This window comes from Frigidibacter sp. MR17.14 (assembly GCF_037095735.1).
Lineage (GTDB): Bacteria > Pseudomonadota > Alphaproteobacteria > Rhodobacterales > Rhodobacteraceae > Frigidibacter.
In genome coordinates this window covers 1-16423 of record NZ_JBAWKD010000016.1, presented here as the reverse complement: position 1 = coordinate 16423, position 16423 = coordinate 1, and the positions used below count along the sequence as shown (strand labels likewise).

The window sequence follows — 16423 nt, the reverse complement described above, 5'->3', positions numbered from 1 at the left end:
CAGATCCGCGCCCCCCGATCCGCTGCGGCAGGGGGGCGCGGGTGTTCAGCGCAGCTTGGCCAGCGCGTCCGAGAAGCTGGTCATCCAGTCGACGCCGATCGCGTCGGTGTTCTTCGCGACCACGGGTTCAAGCCGCTCGGCAAGGCGCTGACGCTCTTCGGGGGTGACCTCGTTGATCTCCATCCCGTCGTCGGCCAGCTTGGCCAGCAGAGTCTCGTTCTGCTCGCGGGTGATCGTGCGCTCGTAGTCGCGCGCGCCCTTGGCGGCCTCGGTCAGCACGGCGCGCTCATCGTCGTTGAGCTTGTCCCAGCTCGGCTTGCCCGCCATCAGCACCAGCGCGTTGTAGCTGTGCCCGGTGAGGCTCAGGTATTTCTGCACCTCCTGGAACTTGTTCGCGTCGATCGCGGTCAGGCTGTTCTCGTGCCCGTCGATGGCATGGGTCTCCATCGCGGTGTAGACCTCGTTGATCGTCATCGGCACCGCGTTGGCACCCAGACCATTGAACATGTCGATGTAGAGGGCCGAGGGTTGGACGCGGATCTTCAGCCCCGCGAAATCCTCCCACTTGGTGATCGGATGCTTGCTGTTCGTCGTGTGGCGGAAGCCCTGCTCCATGTAGGACAGGCCGATCAGGCCTTTGTCCGCCAGCTTGTCGAACAGCGCCTGGCCGATCTCGCCGTCAAGGATCGCGTCGGCCTCGGCCGTGGTGCGGAACTGGTAGGGCATGTCGATGGCCGAGAATTCGGGCACCATGCCGGCCAGCGTCGTCGTGGTGCCGATGGTCAGGTCCTGCGTGCCGCCCTGCAGCGCCGACTGCATCTGCAGCTCGTTGCCAAGCGTCGCGCCGGGGAACACCTTCACCTCGATCTTGCCGCCCGAGGCCTCTTCGACCAGCTCGGCGAACTTGCGGGCGGCCTTGGCCACGGGATGCGCCTCGGGCAGGGTCACGCCAAGACGCAGCGTGGTGTCGCGGATCTCGGCCATCGCGGGGGCGGCCAGCAGCGCGACCGAGGCGACAAGCGCCCCGATCCGGGTCAGTTTCGTCATGTCCTTCTCCTCCCAATTCGGCCGTCAGGCCGTCGTTTTGGCGCCGACCGGGGCCGTGGTGCGGTAAATCCGGGCGGCAGTGTCGTGGAACAGGGCGCGGCGGACGACCTCCGGGTATCCCTCGCTCGCCGCGTAGAAGCCGTCGAAGATCGTGGCGAAGCTGCCCACGAGGCTGTCGACGGGGAAGTTGCTGGCGAACATGCAGCGCTGCCAGCCGAAAAGGGTGATCGCTTCGCGGATCACCGGGCCGTTCTCGGCCAGCGTCCAGGGCCGGCCCGGCAGGCCGATCCCGGAAATCTTCAGCGCGACATTCGGCCGCTCGGCCAGCCGCGCCATCGCCCGCCGCCAGCCCGCCAGCCCTTCGGCGCTGCGGTCCGAGGGCAGGCCGGCGTGGTTGAGCACGATGGTCGTGTCCGGGAAGTCGGCGGCAAGGTCCGCCGCGGCCTCAAGCTCCCACCAAGGGCATTGCAGGTCGAACATCAGGCCGTGCCGGTCCAGTTCCGCGAAACCCGCACGCCAGCGCGGGTCGTCCATGCCGCCGGGGCGCCCCCGCACGACCGCATCCGGCGTGGCGGCGGCGGCGGGCTTGTGGCGGACGCTGCGCACCAGCGGAAACGCGGCCTGTCCGGCCAGCACCTCGGCCGCGTCGGGCCGGTCGAGCCAGGCCTGCGCCACCACCGCGTTCGGATAGCCGTAACGCTCGGCGACCTCGTGGATATAGCGGGTTTCGCCCAGCGGATCGGACGGGTTCCATTCCGTCTCGACATAGACCGTGGCCACGACACGGACCGGTGCGGCCGCGGCAAGGTAGTCGGGCGGCAGGAAGCGCCGCCGGATCGCGCTGTAGTCACCATAACGGAACGGGATCATCGGCTCGTCGCAGAGCCAGGGGTGGTGGTTCACGCCCGGGTCCCAGAAGTGCTGATGCGCGTCGAGGACCGGGAAGTCGGGGGGCAGATGCATGGGAACGGGCACCTCACATGAACCAGTGCATCGGCACGATGACCAGCGACGGGAAAACCGTGAACAGCGCCAGCAGGGCCAGATAGGCCAGCAGGAACGGCCAGCTGCCGCGCACCGCGTCGTCCATCGTGATCCGGCTGACGCCGCAGATGACGTTCAGCACCGTGCCGACCGGCGGGGTGATCAGCCCGATCGCGCAGTTCATGATGAACATCACGCCGAAGTAGGTGGGGTCGATGCCCGCCTGCTTGACCAGCGGCATCAGCACGGGCGCGAGAATCAGGATCGTCGGCACCAGGTCCATCGCCATGCCGACGAGCACGATCACCACCATGATCACCGCCATCAGCAGGATCGGGCGGTCGATCAGCGGCTCGAGCAGGTCGATGACCATCATCGGCAGCTCGGCGATCGTCACCATCCAGGCCGCCACCGTCGCCGCGGCGACGAGGAACATCACCACCGCCGTGGTCTTGCCCGCGTTCAACATCAGCCCGAAGAGATCGGCGGGCTTCAGTTCGCGGTAGACGAACATCCCGACCACAAGCGCATAGACCGCGGCGACGACGCCGGCCTCGGTCGGCGTGAAGATCCCCTGCTTGATGCCCACGACGATCAGAAGCGGGATCGCCAGCGCCCAGAGACTGTCGCGGAACCGCCGCCAGACCTCGGCCGCCGGGACCTTGGGGGTCACCAGCGTCTCGTCCCGGCGCGAGAGCCACCACCAGGTCGCGACCAGCGCCGCCGCCATCGCCAGTCCCGGCACGATCCCGGCCAAGAACAGCTTCTTGACCGAAACGCCGGCGGTGACGCCGAAGATGATGAACGGGATCGAGGGCGGCAGGATCGGCGCGATGATGCCCCCCGCCGCGATCAGCCCCGAGGACTGGTTCACCCGGTATCCGGCCTGCCGCATGATCGGGATCAGCATCGCGCCGATGGCCGCGGTGTCGGCCACGGCCGAGCCCGACATCGAGGCCATGATCACCGCGGCCAGGATCGCGACATAGCCGAGGCCGCCGCGGAAGTGGCCGACAAGGCCCACGGCCAGATCGACGATCCGCCGCGACAGCCCGCCCGCGTTCATGAACTCGCCCGCCGCCAGGAAGAACGGCACCGCCAGCAGCTGGAAACTGTCGGCGCCCCCGACGAGGTTCTGCGACACGATCTGCGCGTCGAACATGCCCTGCTGCAGCATCAGCACGACGCCGCACAGGATCAGCGCGAAGGCGACCGGCACGCCGATGGCCATCGACCCGAGGATGGATCCGATGAAGAGCGCGGCGGTCATGGCTTGCCCCCCGCCGCGGCGGCAGACCCGGGCACCGGGTGCGGCAGGTCCTCGCTCTCGGCGACCTGCACGAGGTCTTCGGCGGTCGCGCGGCCCGACAGAAGCCGGAAGAGATGGCTGGCGATCACCACGATCAGCCCGAGGCTGCCGGTCAGCGACGCCAGGTGGAACAGGCCGATCGGCAGACCGGTCACCGGTGCGAGGTTGCCCCAGTTGATGCCCGTCTGGCGCCAGCTTCCCACCAGCAGAAGCCCGCAGCAGAACAGCATCAGCGCGTCGCAGATCACCGCGCAGACCAGTTGCCCGCCCCGCGGCATCCGGCGCAGCAGGCTGTCTACGCCGATGTGGCTGTGGTCGTACATCGCCACCACCGCGCCCGTGAAGATCAGCCAGACGAAGAGCATCCGCGACAGCTCTTCGGACACGCTGACGCCCGAGTTGAAGCCGTAGCGCAGCACGACGTTCAGGAACACGAGCCCGATCATCACGGCCAGCGCCGCGACGATGAACAGCCGCAGCCCGCCAAGCGCGAGCCTTCCCAGAGCCTCCATCCCATCCTCCTCCGATGATTGAGCGGAGAAGGCCGCGATTTGGTATATCCGTCAATTGTAATGTGGCTATGTTGTGATAACCTGTGGTTATGTCAGTCACTCTGCCCTCGACCGCCCAACTGCTGGGCCGCCTGCGCTTGCGGCAGCTGTCGCTGGCCGTCGCGCTTCAGGATCTGGGAAGCCTGCGCAAGGCGGCTGAGAGGCTCGGCGTCAGTCAGCCCGCGGCGACGAAGATGCTGACCGAAATGGAACAGTCGCTGGGTCTGCCGCTGTTCGAGCGCAACCGCCGCGGCCTGACGCCGACGATCTATGGCGAGGTGCTGATCCGGCAGGCGCATCTGCTGCTGTCGGGGTTCGGCGACCTGCGCGAGGCGCTGGCCGCGCTGGCCTCGGGCGCCGAGGGGCGCCTTGCCATCGGCTCGATCACCGCGGCCGCCGCGGGCCCACTCGCGCTGGCGGTCGCCCGGATGAAAGAGGCCCACCCCCGGGCCGAGATCAGCATCACCATCGACACCTCCGACATGCTGATGCCCCAGCTTGAACAGGGGCGGCTCGACGTCGTCATCGGCCGGCGGGTGGGGGCGCGCCTTGCTCGGCTGACCGATTTTGCGGAACTCAGCCCCGAGGGCCTGTCGATCGTCGCCGGCGCGCACAACCCGGTCGCCGCCGAAGGCCGCCTGACGCTGCGCGATCTGGCCCGTCGCGCCTGGATCATGCAGCCGATGTCGAGCCCGCTGCGGCAGGTGGTCGAGGCGACGTTCCGTGCCGAACGCATCCCCGCACCCGAGTCGATCGTCGAAACCGGCTCGATGCTGATGGCGACGACGCTGCTGCAGAACAGCCAGATGCTGGCGGTGATGCCGCATATGGTGGCGGCGCATTACGTCGCGAGCGGCATCCTTCAGATCCTGCCCGTGGAGCTTGCGGGCGGGCTCGAACCCTATGGGCTGGTCACCCTGCGCGGTCGCGCGGCATCGCCCCTGCTGAACGAGCTCAGATCACTGCTGTTCGCGCATGCCGGCACCGGTTGATCGTCCCCGGTCCGCGGCCGGGACGGGACGGCTGCCCTGGCTTTGCGATCGAGTTTCGGCGCGGCGACATCACCGCGCTTGACGTGGCCGGGCGTGTCGGGCATCCCGGTGGCGATGGTTTCCGGGCCGGCCCAGCCTGCCCGGATGAAAAGGGAACGCGGTGAGGTGTAGCCATCAGGCGCCGAACCCGCGACTGCCCCCGCAACTGTGAGCGGCGAGCGACCCCCGATGCCACTGCAGCCCCCAGGGCTGCGGGAAGGCGGGGCAAGCCACGACCCGCGAGTCAGGAGACCTGCCATCGCAACCTCAGCAACCCGGGCGGGGTGTCCCGGAAGGAGCAGCGATGCGCGCCGATGATGCGCGGTGGTCCCGGGATCCCGCGAGCCCTCTCCGTCTCGATCCGGGCCCCGGCCCGGCCGCGCGCGCGCGGTTCTGCCCCCCTTCCCGGCGGTCCCGGACCCTGATCACAGGACAGATCCAGATGCAGTTTCCGTCGCTTCGCGCCGGCCTCGCCGGCCTTGCGCTGCTGGCCGCCACCCCGGCACCCGCCCAGCAGACCGTCTATCCGCTGACCCTCGACAACTGCGGTCACAAGATCACCTTCCCCGCCCGGCCCGACAATGTCGTCACCGTGGGCCAGGCCGCCACCGAGGTGCTTTACGCGCTGGGGGTCGAGGACCGGATGGCCGGCACCTCGCTGTGGTTCAACAGCGTGATGCCCGCCTTTGCCGAGGCGGATGCGAAGGTGGAACGCATCGCCGACAACACCCCAAGCTTCGAATCCGTGGTCGGCAAGCGGCCCGGCTTCGTGCCGACGATGTACGAATGGATGATCGGTCCGCAGGGTGCGGTCGGCACCCGCGAGCAGTTCGCGGACCTCGGGATCCCCGCCTATGTCATGCCGCCCGACTGCATCGGCAAGGACAACCTCTCGGGCGGGGACGGCACCCGCACCGCCGATTTCGACATCGCCACGCTCTACCAGTCGATCGCGGAAATGGCCGCGATCATGGACCGTCAGGACCAGGGAGCAGAGGTGATCGCGGCGCTGAAGGCGCGCGAGGCGAAGGCGGTCGAAACCGCGAAGGCGCTGTCGCTGCCGGATGCCTCTGCCGTGGTCTGGTTCTCGAGCGCGGACATGGATCTGGATCCCTATGTCGCGGGACAGCGCGGCATCCCGGCCTGGATGATGCGCCAGCTTGGCCTGCGCAACGTCGTGCAATCCGACGAGGAATGGCCGACCGTGGGCTGGGAGGCGATCGCCAAGGCCGATCCTTCGGTCGTGGTCATCGCCAAGATGGACCGTCGCCGCTTCCCGGCCGACGATTACGAAAAGAAGCTCGCCTTCCTGAAGTCCGACCCTGTCACCAGCCAGATGACGGCGGTGCGCAACGGCCGCATCCTGATCATCGACGCCGAGGCGATGCATCCCGCCCTGCAGATCGTCGACGGGCTCGAGGCGCTGACCGATGGCATGAAGGCACTGTCGCAATGAGCCTTGCCGCCGACACCTCGCCGATGCGCGGCCTCGGGCGGATCGGCTGCCTCGGCTGGCGCCTCGCGGGCGCCGCGCTGATCCTTGGTGCGGCGGTGCTCGGCGGCATCTGCATCGGCGAGACCCGGATCCCGCCCGGCACCGTGTTGGCGGTGCTCGCCAACCGGCTGTTCGACGCGGGCTTTCCCGTCGCGCCGATCGATGACGGGATCGTCTGGGCCTATCGCCTGACCCGGGCGCTGGTCGCCGCGGGCTGCGGCGCGGGGCTCGCGGTCTGCGGGGTGATCCTGCAGGCGCTGCTCAGGAACCCGCTGGCCGACCCCTACCTGCTGGGGATCTCTGCCGGGGCCTCGACCGGCGCGGTGCTGGTCGCGGTGGCCGGGATCGGCGCCGGGGCGGTGTCGATGTCGCTTGGCGCCTTCGCGGGCGCGGTCGCCGCCTTCGCCATCGTCGCCGCCCTCGCGCGTGCGGCGGGGGGCGGCGTGGGGACGCGGGGCGCGGGGCTGATCATCCTGTCCGGCATCGCCGGCTCGCAGCTCTTCAATGCGCTGACGTCTTTCCTGATCGCACGGTCCGCCAATGCCGAGCAGGCCCGCGGGATCCTCTTCTGGCTGATGGGCAACCTGTCGGGGGTGCGCTGGCCCGATGTCGCATTGGCGCTGCCGGCAGCCGTGCTGATCGTGGTGGTCGCGCTCTGGCATACCCGCGCGCTCGACGCCTTCACCTTCGGCGCCGACAGCGCCGCCGCGCTTGGCGTGCCGGTGCGGCGCGTGCAGGCGCTGCTGATCCTTGCCACGGCGCTTGCGACCGCGGCGCTGGTGTCGATCACCGGGTCGATCGGCTTCGTGGGCCTCGTCGTGCCGCATGCCGCGCGGCTGCTCGCCGGCCCGCGCCATGGCACGATGATGCCACTGGCCGCGCTGATCGGCGCGGTGTTCCTGATCGCGGCCGACGTGCTGTCGCGGATCGTCGTACCGGGCCAGGTGCTTCCGATCGGCGTCGTGACCGCCCTTGTCGGCGCGCCGGCCTTCGCGCTGATCCTCGTCCGCGGCAGGGCCGCCGGATGAGGCTTTGCGGCGAAGGGCTTGGCTGGCGCAGCGGCAGCCACTGGATCGTGCAGGACGTCACGCTGGAGATCGCGCCCGGCGAAGTCTTCGGGCTGATCGGGCCCAACGGGTCCGGCAAGTCCACGCTGCTGCGCCTGCTGGCGGGCCTGTCGCGACCGACGCGGGGCGAGGCGCTGCTTGACGGCACGCCGCTGGGCCGGCTAGGCGCGCGCGAGGTGGCGCGGCGGCTGGCCTTCGTGCAGCAGCAGGCCGAAACCGCCGACCGCATCACCGTCAGGGACGCGGTGGAACTGGGCCGCACGCCGTGGCTCTCGGCCCTGCAGCCCTGGTCGGCAGAGGATGACCGGCATGTCGCCCGCGCCATCGCCGCGACGGACATGCAGCGGTTCGAGGCGCGCGACTGGGCCACCCTGTCGGGCGGCGAGCGGCAGCGGGTCCACATCGCGCGGGCCCTCGCGCAGCAACCCCGGGTGCTGCTTCTTGACGAGCCCACGAACCATCTGGACATCCGGCACCAGCTTTCGATCCTGCAGCTGGTGGCGGGGCTGGGACTGACGACGGTCATCGCGCTGCACGACCTGAACCAGGCGATGGGCTGCGACAGGCTGGGGGTGATGCAGGGCGGGCGTCTCGTGGCGGTCGGAGCACCTGCCGAGATTCTGACGCCCCCACTTCTCGAACGGGTGTTCGGCGTGCGCGCCCGCGCGCTGGTCGATCCCGATGACGGCACGCGCCACCTGCGGTTCGATCCGATCGCGTGACCGCAGCGCCTCGCGTGCGCAGCGACGCGACTGAACCGGCGGGCCGGTCGGCCCTTCTCTCGCCGAGGATGGCGAAAGGCCTCAGGTCGGGCGCCGCCAAGTGCCGGGTGGAAGCCACCTGAGGCACAAGCCCGGCCCCGACGATGCAATGCCGCCGGCCACTGCGCGTCGTGACCGGGCCATGCCCCCGCTGGGTGGCTTCTGCCGCGCTGCAAGCGCTCGGCCCCCGCAGTCCGAAAATCGCGCGCAGGGGCCCGCGCAGGCCCTTGCATGGCTCTGGCTGCTGGCGTAGCGCTGACCGGGCAGCCATCCCAGACCAAGCGCCGCTCGCCCAAGCAGCGGTCGCGCCAGGCAGGCGTCCTCCTTCCCAGTGACAGTTGCCGCGCGGTCCCCCATGGCCTTCCTGCATTCGATGACCTGCCGCACCGATGGCATCCGCCGCACCGCACCCGTGCGCTGGCGATCCTATGACGGCATGTGCGCCGTCTACTGGGAGGCCTGCGGCGAGCAGGGGGCGACCGGCTACTACCTGTCGCCCGATCCGCGGGTGATGCTGTTCTTCGAAGACGTCTCTGCCCAGATCTCGGTCTCGGCGGGGGCCGACGAGGGACCGCGGCCGCTTCTGCGCGCACTTTACGTCCCGGCGGGACTGCCGCTCTGGACCCGCTTCGGGGCCGAGCACCGGTTCTCTCATCTCGACCTGCACCTGCGGCGCGACTGGCTGGAGGCCTGCCTGTCGCCGCTGACCGGATCCGAGATCGGGCCTGCCCTGTCGCGCCCGGTGGCGGTGCAGGATCTGGGCAGCCTCGCAGCGGTCGCGGCCACGCTGCGGGACGAGGTCTGCGCGCCATCCCGCCCCGATGCCTTCGCAGAGGCGCTGGGGCTCGCGCTGGTCGCCGGTCTGCTTGACCGGGACCGGGCGCCCGTACCGGTCGCCGGCGGCCTGACACCCCTGCAGATGCGGCGGCTGGCAACGCTGCTGCGCGACGATCCGGCCCGCGCGCTGAGCAACGCGCGGATGGCCGAGGCGGTCGGCCTGTCGCCCAGCTGGTTCGCGAAAAGCTTCAAGAAGACCACCGGCCAGACCCCGCTGCACTGGCAGCAGCAGCGCAGGCTCGAGATGGTCAAGACCCGGCTGCTGGCCGGTGGGGCGGTGCTGGCGGACGTGGCGATGCAGTTCGGCTTCGCGGACCAGGCGCATCTGACGCGTGTCTTCCGCCGCCACGAGGGCACCACGCCCGCAGCCTGGCTGCGGGCGCGGCGGCTTGGCTGAGCGCTACCAGCTCTTGCGCAAGGTCAGACTCAGCGCCCGGCCGGGATTGTAATAGTCCGCGGTTCCCGAGCCCACGACGTGCTGCTCGTCGAACAGGTTCGACACGTTCAGCGCAACTTCGGTCCCCTTCGCGAAGGCATAGCTGTACGAGGCATCGACCAGCGTCGCAGTCGAGGATTTCGCCGTGTTCGCCGCGTCGAAATAATAGGATCCGACGTGGCGCAGCCCCAGCCCGAAGGTCATGTCGCCCCGAGTCCCGGCGCCGGGCAGCGTGTAGGTGCCCCAGAGCGAGGCTACCTGTTCCGGTGCGGTCGCGAAGGCATTGCCCTTGATCGAGGTGCCGCTGCGCAGCGTGCCCTCGACCACCTCGCTGTCCATGCGGGAATAGGCCGCGATCAGTGTGAAGCGGTCCGTCAGATCGGCCTTGGCCTCGAGATCGAGCCCGCGCACCCGGCTTTCGCCCAGCGTCTCGCGCTCGATGGTGCCGTTGTCCTGCACGACCGCGATCGTCACATCCTTCTTCGTCAGGTCGTAGAGCGACGCCGAGAAGATCGCGTTCAGCCCGGACGGCGCGTATTTCACGCCAACCTCGTATTGCTGGCCACGCTCCGGCGCGACGCCGATCGTCGGCGGGGCGACCGACTCGACATAGGACAGGTAGCTCGAGACCTCGGGTGTGACCTTCCAGGTGAGCGCGCCGCGCATCGTGGTTTCCGAGAAGTCGTCGCTGTCGTCGAAGGCCACGCCGTAGGTCTGCCCCGCGCTCGACAGGTCCATCCAGTCGTGGCGCAGCCCGAAGGTCGCGATGAAGCGGTCGTCGAACGAGATGTTCTGCTGCAGGAAGGCAGAGCGGGTCCGATAGTCGCTGTCGGTGGTGCCGTAGACATAGGGATCGGCCGGTCCGCCGCTGTAGACCGGGTTCGACAAGTCGATCGAAGCCGCGCTGCCGTAGATCGACGCGCTTCCGGTCGAGGCCTCGCGGAACTCGAGGCCCGCGACCGTGCTGGTGTCGACCGTGCCGAACTGGCCGTCGTATTGCAGCAGGACGTTGCCGATCACCTCTTCGGCGCGGCTGTCGGTGCCGAAGTAATAGCGCTGCAGGCTGTCGCCGGTCCTGCCGGCATAGTCGTACAGGTAGACATAGCCGAAGTCGTCGGTCAGCCGGCTGTAGCGCAGGTTGCCCTTCAGGCTGAGACCGCCGCCGAAGCGATGCTCGGCCATCGCGGTGACGCTGCGCCGCTCGACGTCATGATAGTTGAAATCCGGCTCGCCGAAGAAGTCGCCACGGTCGTAGTCGCGGTCCAGCGGATAGCCGCCGCTGTTCGGCGTGCCGTCGCGCTTGAGATAGTCGAAGACCAGATCGAACGAGGTGTCGGCCGTCGGCTCCCAGCTGAGCCCGCCCATCAGGAAGGTCTCGTCATCCCTGGAGTGGTCGTATTCCAGCCCTCCGTCCTGGACCTTCGCCGTGAAGCGCCAGGCCAGCGTGCGCCCGGCATCGAGCACGTCGCCCATATCGAGCGTGGCCGCGCCGCGATCGAACGAGCCATAGGTCAGCGCCGTTTCGGCGAAGCGCTCGAAACGCGGGGTCTTCGTGACGAAGTTGACCGAGCCGCCGGGATCGGCCGCCCCGAACAGCGTCGAGTTCGCGCCGCGCAGCACCTCGACGCGGTCGTAGGCCAGGGGTTCCTCACGCACGCCCCGCATCGAGCCCAGTGTCAGCCCGTCGCGGTAGGTCGTCGCCTGGAAGCCGCGGATCAGGAAGTAGTCGTTGCGGTCGTCGGTGCCGTAGTAGTCGGTCAGGATGCCGGGCGAATACTGCAGCACCTCTTCGGTGGTGACGGCGGCGCGGGCCTCGATCTCCTTGCGGGTGATGACCGAGACCGAGGCGGGCGTGTCCAGCACGCTGGTCGCGACCTTGCCGCCCACCCAAAGCTCCTGCGCGACGACGCTGGCCGCGTCGTCATCCGCCGCCCCCCGTGCGTCGACGATGATCGGGGACAGGCGGTAGGGCGCCGCGTCGTCTTCCTGCGCCCGCAGCGGCGCGGCTGCCGACAGGGCAAGGACAGCGCAACCGGCGCGCAGAAGGGCGATGCGCCTGTGGCGCGGCGGAAGGGAAAGACAGGCGGTCAACGCGGAACACTCCTTGCGATGTCGGGAATGGCTGTCCGGTGACATCGGGGGTCTTCCGGCTGGCTGGCTGCGGGACCGGCGTCCCGTCACAGCGGCGTGATATAGGCACAGCGCGCGACCGCGTCTTGAACAAGACGACTGTTTTTGTCGGATTCCATCCAGAACCGCGGCGCGGGCCGCGTCGCGGGGTTGACCCGGTCGCCCCGGAACCGGAAAGGAGAGTAAAACTGTCAACTAAAGGAGTGGCCGATGCACCCCATTCGTCTTCTTCGGCTTGCGTCCCTCGTCCTCGCCGTGCTCGCGGCCCCACAGGCCCGCGCGGACGACTATCCGATCACGATCCACCACGCCTTCGGAACGACGGTGATCGACAGCAAGCCGCAGCGCATCGCCACGGTGAACTGGGCCAACCACGAGGTGCCGCTCGCCCTTGGCGTCGTGCCCGTCGGCTTCGCCCGCGCGAACTTCGGCGATGACGACGGCGACGGGCTGCTGCCCTGGGTGACCGAGGCGCTGCGGGCCCTGGGCGCGCCGCCCCCGCCGCTGTTCGATGAGGGCGATGGCATCGACTTCGAGGCGGTCGCGGCCGCCCGCCCGGATGTGATCCTGGCGGCTTACTCGGGGCTCAGCGAAAACGACTACCGGATCCTGAGCCGCATCGCCCCGGTCGTCGCCTCGCCGGGCGCGCCGTGGTCCACCGGCTGGCGGCAGATGATCGAGATGAACAGCGAAGGCATGGGCATGGCCGCCGAGGGGCGCGCCCTTGTCGCCCGGCTCGAGGCGCGCATCGCCGACACCCGCGCCGCCCATCCCGAGTTCGAGGGCCGCAGGGCGCTGTTCGTCACCCATCTGGCGGCGAACGATCTCAGCCGGATCTCGTTCTATACCGACAACGATGCGCGGGTGCGGTTCTTCCATGACCTCGGGCTCGGCTCGCCGCAGATGGTGCACGACGCCTCGGCCTCGGGGGCCTTCTCGGCCCAGGTCAGCGCCGAGACCATCGATGCGCTGGCCGATGTCGACGTGATGGTCAGCTACGGCGGCCCCGCGCTGCGCGAGGGATTGAAGGCGAACCGCCTGACCGCGCATCTGCCCGCGGTCGAGCGTGACGCACTGGTGCTGCTTGGCAACGACCCCACCGGCACCGCCGCCAATCCCACGCCGCTGTCGCTGCCCTGGGTGCTTGACGCCTATGCCGACATGCTTTCGTCAGCCCTGCGGGGGGCGCCGTGACCACCGTGGCCCTCACCGGCCCCGGCCCGTCTCGCCTTGCCCGGCTTGGCATGCTGGGCGCGCTGCTGGTGGCGGCGGCCCTGCTGTCCGTCACCTTCGGCGCCCGCGCTGTGGGGTGGGGCGACATCCTGGGCGCACTTGGCGGACACGAGGACACGATCGCCGAAGCCGCGGTCACAAGCCGGCTGCCACGAACCTTGCTGGCCTGCCTTGCCGGGGCGGCGCTGGCCCTGGCGGGCACGGCGATGCAGGGCGTGACCCGCAACCCGCTGGCCGATCCGGGCCTGCTCGGCGTCAACGCCGGGGCGGCGCTGGCGGTGGTTCTCGGGCTCGCCTTTGCCGGGATCGCGACACCGGGCGCCTATATCGCCTGTGCCGTCGCCGGGGCCGCGATCGCCACCGTCGCGACCTGCGCGATCGCGGGGATCCGCGGACGCGCGACGCCGCTGCGGCTGGCACTGGCGGGCACGGCGGTGACGGCCGCGCTGTCCTCGCTGACCACCGCGGTGATCCTGCCCCGCGGCGACATCGGCGGGCTGGTGCAGTCCTGGATGATCGGCGGCGTCGGCGGTGCGACGCTTCCGCAGATCCTGCCGGTGCTGCCGGCGCTGGGACTGGGCGCGCTGCTGGTCGCCGCGACGACGCCGCAGCTGAACCTGCTCGCGCTGGGCGAGGACGCCGCGGCGGCGCTTGGCAGCCGGGTCGCCCTGGCACGGGCAACGGCGATGGGCGGCGCGGTGCTGCTGTGCGGGGCGACGACCGCCGCCTGCGGACCGATCGGCTTCGTCGGGCTCGTGGTGCCGCATGCCTGCCGGAAGATCTTCGGACCCGACCACCGCTGGCTGGTGCCGGCGACCGCGCTGTGCGGGGCCGCGCTGCTGACGCTGGCCGACACGGCGGGTCGGCTGGCCGCACGCCCCGGTGAACTCGACGTCGGGATCCTCACCGCATTTCTCGGCGCACCAGTCTTCCTGTGGCTGGTGCGCCGGGGAAAGGCCGGCACCGCATGATCCGGGCAAGCCTGACACCTGCCGGCGCCGACCCGGAGCTGCGCCGGCTCCGCCGGGCCGGCCGGCGTCGGCACAGCCTGCGCAACGGCGCGTTGCTGCTGGCGCTGCTCGGCGCGATCGGGTTCGGGCTCTGCTGGGGCCAGACGGTCTACCCGCCGGCGACCGTGCTGCGGGTGCTGGCAGGATCGGACGACCCCGGGCTTGGCGCCGCGGCCTTCACCCTGCTGGACCTGCGCCTGCCGCGTCTTCTGCTCGGGGCGCTGGCCGGGGCAGCCTTCGGCCTTGGCGGAACGACCTTCCAGCTTCTGCTGCGCAACCCGCTCGCCAGCCCCGACATCATCGGGATCAGTGCCGGCGCCGGTGCTGCGGCGGTGGTCGCCATAGTCGGCTTCCAGCTGCGCGGACCCGAGGTCTCGATCATCGCCGTGCTTGCCGGCCTGGCAACGGCTGCCCTGATCTACGCACTCAGCTGGCGCGGCGGGGTCGCCGGGGCGCGGCTGATCCTCGTGGGCATCGGCCTGTCGTCGATGGCCCAGAGCGTGACCGCCTACACCCTGTCGCGCGCGCCCGCCTGGTCGCTGCAAGAGGCGATGCGCTGGATGGCCGGCAGCCTCAATGGTGCCGGGATCGAGCAGGCACTGCCGCTGCTTGCCGCGCTTCTGGCCTGCGGCGGGCTGCTGGCGGCCCGGGCGCGCGATCTCGGGACACTGCGCATGGGCGACGACATGGCCGCGGCGCTTGGCATCCGGGTCGGCCGCGCCCGGGCGCTGACCATCCTGGCCGCGGTCGGCCTTGTCGCCACCGCGACCGCCGCGACCGGACCGATCGCCTTCGTGGCCTTCCTTGCCGGCCCGATCGCCGCGCGGCTGGTCGGGCGAGACGGGCCGCTGCTGCTGCCTGCGGCGCTGACCGGGGCGTTGCTGGTGCTGCTGGCCGACATCGCCGGCCAGTCGCTCCTGCCGGGTAGGCTGCCGGTCGGCATCGTGACCGGGGTGCTCGGCGCGCCCTGGCTCATCGCGCAGCTCCTGCGCCGTTCCGCATCCGGAGAAACCCTGTGACCGCCAGCGCCCTTCGCACCCGCAACCTCGCCGCCGGATATGCCGGGACCGGCGTCCTCGACGGCATCGACCTCGATTTCGCCGCGCGCCGGATCACCGCGATCGTCGGCGCGAATGCCTGCGGCAAGTCCACGCTTCTTCGCGCGCTGGCGCGCCTGCTGGTGCCCAGCCGCGGGCAGGTGCTGCTCGACGGCCGGTCGATCCGCGACATCGCCCCGAAGGCCCTTGCCCGCCAGCTTGGACTGCTGCCGCAAAGCCCGATCGCCCCCGAGGGGATCAGCGTGCTCGACCTCGTGGGGCACGGCCGCCATCCGCACCAGCGCCTGTTCGGAGGCTTCACCGCCGCCGACGAGGCCGCGGTGGCCGAGGCGCTGGACGCCACCGGCACCCGGTCGCTGGCCCAGCGCGACGTCACCGACCTGTCGGGCGGGCAGCGGCAACGGGTCTGGATCGCGCTGGCTTTGGCACAGCAGACCGGAGTGCTGCTGCTGGACGAGCCGACGACCTTCCTCGACATCAATCACCAGATCGAGGTTCTGGACCTGCTCGCTGCGCTGAACCGGGACCGCGGCACCACCATCGTCATGGTGTTGCACGACCTGAACCTTGCGGCGCGCTATGCCGACCGGCTGGTCGCGCTGCGGGCCGGGTGCGTGCATTCCGCCGGCCCGCCGTCCGAGGTGCTGACCGAGGCGATGGTTCGCGAGGTCTTCGGGCTCGAGGCGCTGGTGATGCCGGACCCGCTGACCGGCCGGCCGATGATCATCCCCTGCAGCCGCAGCCCCACCGGGCGCCGTGCGTCCGACCGCACGCCGTGATCAGCCGATCGGCTTGGGTCATGGGCCGGGCAGGATCTAGACACCGCTGAACCTCGCGCTCATGAAGCTGATCGATGCGCCATTCATGGAGGCGCCGTTCTACGGCAGATGCCAGATGGCGCGGCATCTGCGCAGTCCGGAGGGACCGTGGCCTTTGTGGGGCCGCGTAAGCCCGAAGGACGGCTACTGCGTCGGGTGCAAGCGCGTCCGGCGCCTGATGGCGAGAATGGGCCTGCGCGCTGTCTATCAGCGCCCGCGCACGACGGTGCCCCATCCGGAGCACCGCAAGTATCCCTATCTGCTCAGGGACTTGGTGATCGAGCGCCCGAACCAGGTCTGGTGCGCGGACATCACCTACAGTCCCATGCGGCGCATTCGCATCTAGCTCGGACCGATGGCGCCTCGATGGCTCATTCCTTTACCTCGTCGCGATCATGGAACGCGTCGTTGTCCGCCATCGGTCCGAGGACCATGGCGCGTGCGACGCGCCGGGTGCTGTCTTGGCGGCTATCGAACATCGAGCCATGGTCCGCCACCGGTCGGAGGACCATGGCGAGGGAGACACAGAGTTCTGCATGGAGGTGCTGGAGGGCATTGATGATGTAACCGCCCCCCGACGGCATCGACGTGCCAAGGTGGGATCGCAACAATCCATTTGGGGAGGCGGTCATGTCGGAGATTACCACTGTGGGGCT

The 16423-nt window shown here is 69.9% G+C and carries 15 protein-coding genes, 1 pseudogene and 1 riboswitch; of the genes and pseudogenes, 10 read left to right on the top strand and 6 right to left on the bottom strand.

Annotated elements, in window-relative coordinates; genetic code table 11:
* Nucleotides 1–45 precede the first annotated feature (45 nt).
* From V8J36_RS20960 to V8J36_RS20945, 4 genes are read right to left on the bottom strand one after another with little or no spacing between them, the layout of a single operon-like run.
* Nucleotides 46–1047 (bottom strand): TRAP transporter substrate-binding protein, encoded by a 1002-nt coding sequence (locus V8J36_RS20960; protein ID WP_336469269.1) that lies wholly within the window; start codon nucleotides 1045–1047, stop codon nucleotides 46–48.
* 24 nt (nucleotides 1048–1071) lie between these two features.
* Nucleotides 1072–2010, bottom strand: a complete 939-nt coding sequence (locus V8J36_RS20955) for an amidohydrolase family protein (RefSeq protein WP_336469268.1) — start codon at nucleotides 2008–2010, stop codon at nucleotides 1072–1074.
* 13 nt (nucleotides 2011–2023) lie between these two features.
* Nucleotides 2024–3301, bottom strand: a complete 1278-nt coding sequence (locus tag V8J36_RS20950; protein ID WP_336469267.1) for a TRAP transporter large permease subunit — start codon at nucleotides 3299–3301, stop codon at nucleotides 2024–2026.
* On the bottom strand, nucleotides 3298–3852 hold the full coding sequence (locus V8J36_RS20945) for a TRAP transporter small permease (protein WP_336469266.1): 555 nt from the start codon (nucleotides 3850–3852) through the stop codon (nucleotides 3298–3300). The genes V8J36_RS20950 and V8J36_RS20945 overlap by 4 nt, the downstream gene beginning before the upstream one ends.
* An 89-nt stretch (nucleotides 3853–3941) precedes the next feature.
* On the opposite strand from V8J36_RS20945, the gene V8J36_RS20940 reads away from it, so the two are divergent.
* From V8J36_RS20940 to V8J36_RS20920, 5 genes are all read left to right on the top strand, one after another.
* Complete coding sequence (locus tag V8J36_RS20940) at nucleotides 3942–4883, top strand: LysR family transcriptional regulator (RefSeq protein WP_336469265.1); 942 nt, start codon at nucleotides 3942–3944, stop codon at nucleotides 4881–4883.
* A 98-nt stretch (nucleotides 4884–4981) separates the two neighbouring features.
* Nucleotides 4982–5197: riboswitch (cobalamin riboswitch) on the top strand.
* Between the two features lie 167 nt (nucleotides 5198–5364).
* Nucleotides 5365–6378, top strand: a complete 1014-nt coding sequence (locus tag V8J36_RS20935) for an ABC transporter substrate-binding protein (protein WP_336469264.1) — start codon at nucleotides 5365–5367, stop codon at nucleotides 6376–6378.
* Nucleotides 6375–7445 (top strand): FecCD family ABC transporter permease, encoded by a 1071-nt coding sequence (locus tag V8J36_RS20930; RefSeq protein WP_442902520.1) that lies wholly within the window; start codon nucleotides 6375–6377, stop codon nucleotides 7443–7445. Before V8J36_RS20935 ends, V8J36_RS20930 begins: the two co-directional genes overlap by 4 nt.
* Complete coding sequence (locus tag V8J36_RS20925; protein WP_336469263.1) at nucleotides 7442–8206, top strand: ABC transporter ATP-binding protein; 765 nt, start codon at nucleotides 7442–7444, stop codon at nucleotides 8204–8206. Before V8J36_RS20930 ends, V8J36_RS20925 begins: the two co-directional genes overlap by 4 nt.
* Nucleotides 8207–8600: 394 nt before the next feature.
* Entirely contained in the window at nucleotides 8601–9479 is an 879-nt protein-coding gene (locus V8J36_RS20920) for a helix-turn-helix domain-containing protein (RefSeq protein ID WP_336469262.1), read from the top strand.
* 3 nt (nucleotides 9480–9482) lie between these two features.
* Here the strand turns inward: V8J36_RS20920 and V8J36_RS20915 are convergent, their stop codons facing one another.
* On the bottom strand, nucleotides 9483–11609 hold the full coding sequence (locus V8J36_RS20915; protein ID WP_336469261.1) for a TonB-dependent siderophore receptor: 2127 nt from the start codon (nucleotides 11607–11609) through the stop codon (nucleotides 9483–9485).
* Between the two features lie 258 nt (nucleotides 11610–11867).
* Here V8J36_RS20915 and V8J36_RS20910 point away from each other — a divergent pair, with 258 nt between their 5' ends.
* From V8J36_RS20910 to V8J36_RS20890, 5 genes and pseudogenes are all read left to right on the top strand, one after another.
* Complete coding sequence (locus tag V8J36_RS20910) at nucleotides 11868–12842, top strand: iron-siderophore ABC transporter substrate-binding protein (RefSeq protein WP_442902522.1); 975 nt, start codon at nucleotides 11868–11870, stop codon at nucleotides 12840–12842.
* Nucleotides 12843–12892: 50 nt separating this feature from the next.
* Entirely contained in the window at nucleotides 12893–13852 is a 960-nt protein-coding gene (locus V8J36_RS20905; RefSeq protein WP_442902521.1) for a FecCD family ABC transporter permease, read from the top strand.
* A complete protein-coding gene (locus tag V8J36_RS20900; protein WP_336469258.1) occupies nucleotides 13849–14910 on the top strand; it encodes a FecCD family ABC transporter permease in 1062 nt (353 codons plus the stop codon). The genes V8J36_RS20905 and V8J36_RS20900 overlap by 4 nt, the downstream gene beginning before the upstream one ends.
* Complete coding sequence (locus tag V8J36_RS20895; RefSeq protein WP_336469257.1) at nucleotides 14907–15728, top strand: ABC transporter ATP-binding protein; 822 nt, start codon at nucleotides 14907–14909, stop codon at nucleotides 15726–15728. The genes V8J36_RS20900 and V8J36_RS20895 overlap by 4 nt, the downstream gene beginning before the upstream one ends.
* Before the next feature lie 49 nt (nucleotides 15729–15777).
* Nucleotides 15778–16101 (top strand): annotated as a pseudogene (locus tag V8J36_RS20890) (IS3 family transposase); the annotation flags it as partial.
* 37 nt (nucleotides 16102–16138) lie between these two features.
* On the opposite strand, the gene V8J36_RS20885 reads toward V8J36_RS20890, so the two are convergent.
* A partial coding sequence (locus tag V8J36_RS20885; protein WP_336469256.1) for a hypothetical protein occupies nucleotides 16139–16423 on the bottom strand: 285 nt, incomplete at its 5' end.

Excerpts from the sequence above, each read along its gene's own strand:
- V8J36_RS20960 (WP_336469269.1), bottom strand. The coding sequence starts at position 1,047 with ATGACGAAACTGACCCGGATCGGGGCGCTTGTCGCCTCGGTCGCGCTG.
- V8J36_RS20955 (WP_336469268.1), bottom strand. The coding sequence starts at position 2,010 with ATGCATCTGCCCCCCGACTTCCCGGTCCTCGACGCGCATCAGCACTTC.
- V8J36_RS20950 (WP_336469267.1), bottom strand. The coding sequence starts at position 3,301 with ATGACCGCCGCGCTCTTCATCGGATCCATCCTCGGGTCGATGGCCATC.
- V8J36_RS20945 (WP_336469266.1), bottom strand. The coding sequence starts at position 3,852 with ATGGAGGCTCTGGGAAGGCTCGCGCTTGGCGGGCTGCGGCTGTTCATC.
- V8J36_RS20940 (WP_336469265.1), top strand. The coding sequence starts at position 3,942 with ATGTCAGTCACTCTGCCCTCGACCGCCCAACTGCTGGGCCGCCTGCGC.
- V8J36_RS20935 (WP_336469264.1), top strand. The coding sequence starts at position 5,365 with ATGCAGTTTCCGTCGCTTCGCGCCGGCCTCGCCGGCCTTGCGCTGCTG.
- V8J36_RS20930 (WP_442902520.1), top strand. The coding sequence starts at position 6,375 with ATGAGCCTTGCCGCCGACACCTCGCCGATGCGCGGCCTCGGGCGGATC.
- V8J36_RS20925 (WP_336469263.1), top strand. The coding sequence starts at position 7,442 with ATGAGGCTTTGCGGCGAAGGGCTTGGCTGGCGCAGCGGCAGCCACTGG.
- V8J36_RS20920 (WP_336469262.1), top strand. The coding sequence starts at position 8,601 with ATGGCCTTCCTGCATTCGATGACCTGCCGCACCGATGGCATCCGCCGC.
- V8J36_RS20905 (WP_442902521.1), top strand. The coding sequence starts at position 12,893 with ATGCTGGGCGCGCTGCTGGTGGCGGCGGCCCTGCTGTCCGTCACCTTC.
- V8J36_RS20900 (WP_336469258.1), top strand. The coding sequence starts at position 13,849 with ATGATCCGGGCAAGCCTGACACCTGCCGGCGCCGACCCGGAGCTGCGC.